At 68.7% G+C, this 7,687-nt stretch carries 6 protein-coding genes and 2 pseudogenes; 1 reads left to right on the top strand and 7 read right to left on the bottom strand.

Annotated elements, in window-relative coordinates; all coding sequences use genetic code 11:
* Positions 1-24 precede the first annotated feature (24 nt).
* The 3 genes from JK359_RS38320 to JK359_RS38310 all read right to left on the bottom strand — a co-directional run bounded on the left by JK359_RS38320 (position 25) and on the right by JK359_RS38310 (position 3,074).
* Entirely contained in the window at positions 25-750 is a 726-nt protein-coding gene (locus JK359_RS38320) for a peptidylprolyl isomerase (RefSeq protein ID WP_201844340.1), read from the bottom strand.
* Positions 751-1,242: 492 nt separating this feature from the next.
* Positions 1,243-2,538 carry an MFS transporter gene (locus JK359_RS38315; RefSeq protein ID WP_201844338.1) on the bottom strand — a complete coding sequence of 432 codons (1,296 nt, stop codon included), beginning with the start codon at positions 2,536-2,538 and terminating at the stop codon, positions 1,243-1,245.
* Positions 2,535-3,074 (bottom strand): ArsR/SmtB family transcription factor, encoded by a 540-nt coding sequence (locus JK359_RS38310; RefSeq protein WP_201844336.1) that lies wholly within the window; start codon positions 3,072-3,074, stop codon positions 2,535-2,537. Before JK359_RS38310 ends, JK359_RS38315 begins: the two co-directional genes overlap by 4 nt.
* Before the next feature lie 116 nt (positions 3,075-3,190).
* On the opposite strand from JK359_RS38310, the gene JK359_RS40520 reads away from it, so the two are divergent.
* A complete protein-coding gene (locus JK359_RS40520) occupies positions 3,191-3,703 on the top strand; it encodes a recombinase family protein (RefSeq protein ID WP_372445536.1) in 513 nt (170 codons plus the stop codon).
* A 357-nt stretch (positions 3,704-4,060) separates the two neighbouring features.
* Here the strand turns inward: JK359_RS40520 and JK359_RS38300 are convergent.
* From JK359_RS38300 to JK359_RS38285, 4 genes and pseudogenes are all read right to left on the bottom strand, one after another.
* Positions 4,061-4,309 (bottom strand): annotated as a pseudogene (locus JK359_RS38300) (transposase); the annotation flags it as partial.
* A gap of 103 nt (positions 4,310-4,412) precedes the next feature.
* Positions 4,413-5,342, bottom strand: a complete 930-nt coding sequence (locus JK359_RS38295) for a calcium-binding protein (protein ID WP_201844333.1) — start codon at positions 5,340-5,342, stop codon at positions 4,413-4,415.
* A gap of 829 nt (positions 5,343-6,171) precedes the next feature.
* A pseudogene (locus JK359_RS38290) lies at positions 6,172-7,111 on the bottom strand (methyltransferase domain-containing protein).
* A 188-nt stretch (positions 7,112-7,299) separates the two neighbouring features.
* The coding region (locus JK359_RS38285) for a dienelactone hydrolase family protein (RefSeq protein ID WP_201844331.1) at positions 7,300-7,687 on the bottom strand (388 nt) is incomplete at its 5' end.

Here is a 7,687-nt window from a genome sequence, read left to right as displayed (position 1 = left end):
CCGCGCTGACCGCGCCACACTTCGTCAAGGCTGGCAGGACGGTCGGACGCTGAGCAGCTCGGTCCGCAGCACGGGCGTGCCGTCTACAGGCGCCGGTTCTCGCGCAGTTGGTGCGATACCGCCAGCAGCGACCTTGTCGAGCGTCTCCAGGCCGGCGGCACCGACCGTGCCGAACACCGTGTAGTTCGGTCGCAGCGCGGAGTCGCCGTAGACGACGAAGAATTGTGAACCGTTCGTGTTCGGCCCGGCGTTGGCCATCGCCAGCAAGCCGCGCCCGTAGAGGCGACGGACGCCGGTCGGATCACTCGGTGCCGGGGGCAGGTCCACCGGCAGCTCGTCCTTGTACTTGTACCCCGGCCCACCTTCGCCGGTGCTGGTCGGGTCGCCACACTGCAGGACCTTCAGCGTCGGATACGCCGTCAGCCGATGGCACACCGTACGGTCGTAGAACCGGTGCTGCGCCAGATGCACGAAGCTCTGAACCGTGCACGGCGCCTTCGCCCGGTCCAGACGCAGCGGGAGCGGGCCCTGGCTGGTCCGGACAGCCATACCGACCTTGCCGTGACTGGGGGTGCGTCGTGGATCGGGCGGCAGGGGAACCGGCCGCGCCGCCGGCTCGTCCGGGGTCTGGGTGTACTGGCAAGGACCCTGCGTGGTTCGCGGCGGGGCATCGGAAGCGGAGGCGGTGGTGCTGCCCCCGGACACGACCAACGCTGCCACCGCCAATGCGGTCATGAGAGTTCGGTTCATGCTGCACGCCCTCCAAAAGATCGCCAGATTTCGGGCGGTCGCAGTCTAGGGCGCGGCATTGCGGACGAGAACCTGCCCGCAAGCCACATCGGGCCACCCTGAGTGTGGTGACCGTCAGGTCTTCGACCGCGTGATCCTCCTCCCCCGGTGAGGACCAGGCTGCGAGTGAGGACGGACGGCGGCAGAGCGACCCCGGCGTCGCGCAAGTGCCGGCCTCAGGCGGCCGCCGCCGCGGCCCACCCGCACTCCAGGCCCTGCGGTGCCTGCGCGTGGCGCCGGTGCAGCCAGCTGGCCAACTCATGGGTGAGTTGCGCGCCGTCGGTCGACGGCTCACCGAGGCGTTGGGGACCGGCACATCAACTTCCTGGGCCGCTTCCTGTTCAACATCAAAGCCAGCGGCCCCGGTCAGGGCCTGCGCCCTTCCGGGACCGGGACGCCGCCAGGACGACGAGGATGGACGGCCAGCACACCCGACCGACCAGGCGGCAGGCATCACACCAAGCCGGGTGCACTCTCCTGGGCGAGATCCTTGGACGCCGGGTCATCCGGGTCGCTGGCCGAGGCAGCGGCACGCAGCGCCGCTTCGACCCGGCGGTTGCTGGTCATGGATGCCGTGACGGCCGTCATCCCCAGGAGGAGACCGGCGGCGGCGTAGAGCGGCGTACGGATGTCGTAGGTGGTGGCCAGCCAGCCGCCGAGGAAGGCCCCGAAGGGGGCGGCGCACATGGCCAGCATGCGGGAGGTGGAGGCGACCCGACCCATGAGGTGGGCCGGGACGATCGCCTGCCGGAGGGAGGGCCCAAGCACCATCGTGGCGCCCATGCCGGCCCCGCAGACGGCGAGCGCCAGCCCGGCCACGTACGGGTTCGGGGCAGCAGCAAGGCCCAGGATGGCAAGCCCTTCGACTGCGGCCGTGCAGGTCAGGGCGGTGCCAGTGCCGAGTCGTCGGCCAAGGTGGGAGGCGATGCCTGCACCGAGCAGACCGCCGGTGGCCTCGGTCGTGAGGAGTAGGCCGAAGCCGTAGGTGTCGATGCCGAGGCGGTCGTGCGCGAAGAGGGCGAGTACGGTCTCCACAGCGAGGAAGGCGATGTTCCCGACCGCCGGACGGAGCGCGAGCCCGAGCAGCAACCGGTCCCGGAAGACGTACGAGGCGCCGGCCCGCGCCTGCCGAAGCAGCGACTCGCGGATCTCCGGCACGGGCCGGGGCATGGCGGGAAGCGACCGTACGAGCAGTGCGGAGAGGAAGAACGACACCGCGTCGGCCAGCAGCGGAACCGCCCGCCCTAGCGCGAGCAGCGCACTGCCTGCAGGCGGCCCCGCGAAGCCGGACATGGCGGTCTGGGCTCCGCGCAAGCGAGAGTTGGCCCGCTCCAGGAGTGCGGGGTCGCGGCCGAGCAGATCCGGCAGATAGGCCGTGGCGGCCGTGTCAAAGAAGAGTCCGCCGAGGCCGAGCAGGAAGGCGACGGCCGCGAGCAGCGGAATGCTCAGTACGTCGAGCGCGGCCGCTGCCGCCGGTATCGCGAGCAGCCCCGCACGTGCCGCGTCCATGACCCACACCGTGCGCCGACGGTCCCAGCGGTCCACCAGCGCACCGCCGAGCACTCCGAAGAGCAGCCACGGCAGCGTCCCGGCCGCCGTGACGACGGCGAGCGCCATCGGATCACGCGTCAACGTCAATGCGATCAGCGGCAGCGCGGCATGCGACACCCCGTCACCGAGCGAGGACACCGTCTGCGCTGTCCACAGCCGTCCGAATCCGGTCGGCAACTGTCGAACGCCTGAAGTCACTTGGTGCCCCCTTCGGCCTGGGCGCGCGGTGCCGGGTGGAACAGCGCGAAGACGAGTGACGCGTCCGGCAGCGACGGGTCGGACAGCTCCCGGTACTCGTCCGCCAGTGCCTGCAGCCGCGCTCCCAGTTGCGCGAACTGCTCCTCGGTGAGCCGCAGATGCGCCATCCGTACGTGCCGCTCGCCATCCGCCGGCGACGCCTCCAGGTCTGCCACCGCGTGCCGCATCAGCACATCCGGCCCTCCCTCGCCTGGGTCCGGCAGCACGATCGACCGTGCGGCCATCGCGTAGTACCGCTCGGTGACGCCCCGAACCTTCCGCGTCCGTACCACCTTCACCAGGCCGGCCCGCTCCAGCAGCCGCACGTGATAGCTCGAACTTCCCTTCGCAAGGCCCACCCGCTCGGCGATCTGCGTGATCGTCGCCGGCTCGAAGCGGAGCACGGCCATGATCCGGTGGCGCGTGAGGTTGGAGACGGCGCGCAGCTGCTCGTCCGTGGTGACGTGAAACGCCTCGGGAAGATCATCGGTAGGCATGTCACCAATGGTCAACGATTCTTGACCATTAAGCAAGGGGTTTCGCCGGACCTGCAGAATCTGCTGTCCGACGCGCGAGACTTGGCAACAGCTGGAGCGGCAGCTCGACGCGCTCACTGCTGCTGGGTGCCGGAAGATCTTCGCGGACAAGAGTCCGGCAAGAACGCGCTCCACCCCGAGCTGAAGGCGCGCCACGCCTTCCTCGACCCGGCGACACCCTCGTCGTCCCGATCCTGGACCGCTACGGCCGCAGCCTCCAGGACCTCATCAACATGGTCGCCCAACTGCGCGACCGCAGAATCGCCTTCACCTCGCTGCACGGAACCTGGACACCACCGTCCCCGGCGGCCGGCTCGTCTTCTACGTCTTCGCCGCCCTCGCTGAGTGCATCCGCGAACTCAGCGTCATCGGCACCGACGAAGGCCTGGCCGCCGCCCGCGAGCGCGGCCGAGTCGGCGGTCGCCCGAGTGTCGCCACCGACGAAGACATCCGCGCCGCACGCGATACTGGAGTCCAGGCGCGGGTCATGTGCCTCACCACACGGAACCGCATACAGCACGACCATGGGCAACGGCGGTGCACGACCCGTCGGATGCCTGCTGTGCGGCATGGCGTACGACAGCGTCTGAGAGGTGGTGGGCGCCTACGGCGTGGGCAGCTTTTGCGAGGCGATCAGCGAAGGCGGCGAGCCGCCCGCCTGCGAGTGCGCGGAGTATTCCACGGGAGGAGCTTGCGACGTGCCGACCCGGACGGCCGACGAGCACGACCCCGACGGGGAGGCTCAGCTCCGAGCTGAGACACCGGGCTGCAGGGGAGAGCGGATGGATTCACTGCGGTCCACGCCAACTGGGGGCGCCCGGATCCGTCGCTGGACGATCTCGGATGTGGCCGCGCCTGGGAGGACGCCCACCAGGTCAAAGGGGTGCAGCTGGCGCGCCCGGACTGGGTAGGGCTGCGGGGGCGGCCATGGCAGGTGCCGTGCCCACGCCGCGGGCGCCGAGGTCGTCGAGGGCCAGGCGGTGGAGCTTGACCCACACCCTGGCCATCGACCACTCGGACATGCGCCTATGGGCGGTCGCACCGGAGAGTCCGAACGACGCTGCAGGCAGCCGCTGCGAGGTGCTGCCCGAGGTGGCGACGACCACGGTTGCCACCACTACTTCCCGGTCGCCGTGCCGACGTCGGCCACCGCCCCGGGGCCGCGACGGCGCCTCGGGCGCCGCCCGCTGGGACATGTCGCACAACTCATACGGCACCAGCCGCTCAACGATCCCGACTACGAACTACGGCCTACCCAACCATCCAGGTGCGATGACGTTTCATGAGGCACGAGGTAGGTCACCGCTCACAGCGCACTACTTGCTCGCCGCGGCATTTGTCGGTGCCGGCCCCACCGTTCAAAAAGTCATTTCCGCCGTCGCCATGAAGGGTGTCGTCGCCGAGCTCACCGAAGAGGTCGTCATCATTCACCCCGCCCCATAGCTTGTCACGTCCGGCGTCACCTTCGATATGATCATTACCAGGCTCGCCATCGAGGGAGTCCCAGCCTTCACCACCCAGCAAAATGTCGTCGTCGGTACCTCCGCGTACCCAATCCGAGCCGGCGTCACCGTGAACGACGTCATCTTCCACGCCACCCGTCACCTGGTCGTCCCCATTTCCACCGCTCACATAGTCCTTGCCGGTTCCGCCGTCGATGGTGTCGTTGTCGTCCTCGCCGTAGCAATAATCACGGTCCTGATCGCATTCGAGCGTGTCGTTGCCGGCACCTGCGATGAGTTGGTCCTCTCCCCTGCCGCCTCGGAGGGTGTCGCCGCCTTCCTGCGCATAGAGATAGTCGTTGCCCTCTTCGCCGTTGAGGTTGTCAAGGCTTGGCCCACCGTACAGTTCGTCATCGCCCGTCCCCCCGAAAATTATGTTGTCGCCGCGCCCACCGAACAGCTTGTCGTTTCCTTCGCCGCCTGCCAAGAACCCACCGGATCCGAATTGAAGTGCGTCGTCGCCATCGTCGCCGTAGAGAGCGACGAAACCGAGAATATTCGGAGCGACTGTAACGTCGTCGTTGCCGTCCGCCGCGCGGACGACGATGCGCGCTATTCCCGTGGCAGGGCAACGTACTTCCGCTGGGAATGCCGTGCACCCGTTGCCTCCGATGAGCGCGGCTCCCGAATCGGTGACAACATAATCAGGCCCCGATGCGGTGACTTTGATGACGTTATTTGCTCCTGCTTCCGACAGGACTACCAAATTTTTGGTGCTCTGCTCCACGAACACGCTGGTGTCCGTCGCGTATGCAGTCCCGGAAAGAACGAGTAGCTGCCCGGGCATCAAGAGTGACATTGCAGCGACGCCGACCCACAATTTTCTCATGTCGAAAACTTTCGACTCGGACGCTTTCGGTTGCGCTGGATGTACCACCGCACAGCGGTCATCGAGAGGTGGCAACGCAATGACAGCTGCCGCCCATGCACGCCCCGCCGGCCGGGAGTGCTCTCCAAGACTCGCCGGGCTGAACCGGATTCACATGAGTGGTCGGTTTGTCGAGGGAGTCCCGACTGGCTTGCCACGGTGCTTTTGCCGCTACTTCAAGAGTGCTGGGCGTCCCCTGTGGAGGCAAACCGACGGCCATGACGCACGGCTGCCGGCGCGCCGCTCCGCGGGAGGGGGAACGCGATGGGGGGCGTATACGCGGGCGCAGATGTGTGTCAGGCCGGCGGTGATGTCGGCCGGCTTGCCGAGGCGCAGAACCACGCTGTCCCAGGCTGTCGGCCGTGCCCTGGCCAGCGCGGCCGCCTGGTGAAAATTCGGGACAACCTCCTGTCCCGCATCATCGAGCCGAACGCGAGGGGGCTGGGCAAGCTCGGCGAGCTGGGAGGGAGGTCAGTTTTGCCGGAGCCCAGGACACGCTCGCCCAGCTCGATGCCCAGCAAGGCCGCCCGAACACCGTCGTGGGGCTACCGGCCTCCACGACATCGGCGGCCGGGACGGCACCTCACCCCGCGGCCTGAGTGATCAGCCGCTCGTGCCGGGAGACCGGGCACAGCGACCTCTCTCTCAGGGCGCCGCCGCGTTCCTCTGCTCCGGGCGGGAAGTCCCGTCAGCTCTGGCATCCGCATCCCGAGGCCATTTTGGCCTCGGTCACGGTCACGGCCGGGTCCTGCGGGGTCTCGGCCGGACTGCAACAGGCGTTGACCCCGCAGCATGCGCTCTCCACCTGCCCGGAGGCCGACGGTGACGTGACGGTCTGCGGCTTGACGGCGCGGACGATCGCGGAGTGCAGGCCGTCAGCGACCGCGTGCGACGGGGTGATCCCGATCTCGGTGAACCCCTCGGCCTCCAGTCCCGCGCGGTACTCCGTGAAGGACAGCACACCCGCGATGCAGCCGACGAAGTCACCACGACCGGTCCGCTGTTCAGGGGTGAGGGCGTCGTCGGCGACGACGTCGAAGACGCCGATCCGGCCGCCGGGCCTCAGCACGCGGAAAGTCTCGGCGAACACGGCAAGCTTGTCGATGGACAGGCTGACCACACAGTTGGAGATCACTACGTCGATGGCGTTCCCCGGGCAACGGGACCGCCTCGATGGTGCCCTTGAGGAACTCCACGTTCGCAATGCCCGCCTTCGCGGCGCTGGCCAGGGCGACGCCGAGCATCTCGTCGGTCATGTCCAGTCCGTACGCCCTGCCGGTGGGGCCGACACGGCGGGCGGAGAGATACATCGATGCCGCCGCCGGAACCGAGGTCAAGGACCCGTTCCCCTCGCGGAGTCCGGCGACGGCGGTGCGGTTGCCGCAGCCGAGGGAAGCGGCCACCGCTTCGGCGGGCAGCGTGTCGCGGTCGTCGGCGGCGTAGAGGGTGGAGCCGAAGTTTTCGTCGACCTCGACCGGGTCGGGCCCGCAACAGGGGCTGCCGCCCTTGGTGACCTTCACGGCTGCGGCAGCGTACTGCTGGCGGGCGGTTTCGCGTAGGTCGGCGCCGTACTGCCGGCGGACGGTTTCGCGTAGGTCGGCGCTATGCGCGGCGATGGTGCAGGCCATTGGCGCGGGAGCGCACCCGGAGGTATGACCGGGTGCCCGCGGGCGGCACCTGCGCGGCGGTGCCGCCGTCCGCTACGAAGCAGCCGTGCTGGTCGCCGCCATCAAAAAGTCGCTGTGACCAGCATTCTCGCAACGCCCCCGAGGACTGCGGAGCCGTGCACTTCAGGTTCGGTTTCAGGGCCGGGGCCTCAACAGTTGGCCAGAGTGCGGCCGAGGAGGGGCAGCAGGTGGTCCCAATGTAGCTGCAGCGCCGCGGGATTGAAGGCGTCGGTGTCGGCCATGGTGAAGCCATGGACGGTGTCGGGGTAGATCTCAGAGGTGTAGTCGACACCCGCGGCGTCCAAGGTCTGGTTGAGTTCGCCGAGGCCCTCGGACGTCAGGTCGGTTTCGGCGTGGCCGAAGTGGACCTTGGCGCTGAGGCGGCGCAGGGTGTCGGGCCCGGCGGCGCCCACGGGGGCATGGAATCCGGCGACGGCGGCCACCTGGCCGGGGTGGGCCGCAGCGGTGCGCACCGCCAGCAGGCCGCCTATGCAGTAGCCGGTCACCGCGACGGGTCCGGCGCTGGTCTCGGGCTGG

The sequence above is a fragment of the Streptomyces actinomycinicus genome (assembly GCF_016741775.1).
Classification (GTDB): domain Bacteria; phylum Actinomycetota; class Actinomycetes; order Streptomycetales; family Streptomycetaceae; genus Streptomyces; species Streptomyces actinomycinicus.
The sequence above is the reverse complement of the archived record's forward strand: the minus strand, read 5'-3'. Positions and strand labels throughout refer to the sequence as shown.

Excerpts from the sequence above, each read along its gene's own strand:
- JK359_RS38320 (WP_201844340.1), bottom strand. The coding sequence starts at position 750 with ATGAACCGAACTCTCATGACCGCATTGGCGGTGGCAGCGTTGGTCGTG.
- JK359_RS38310 (WP_201844336.1), bottom strand. The coding sequence starts at position 3,074 with ATGCCTACCGATGATCTTCCCGAGGCGTTTCACGTCACCACGGACGAG.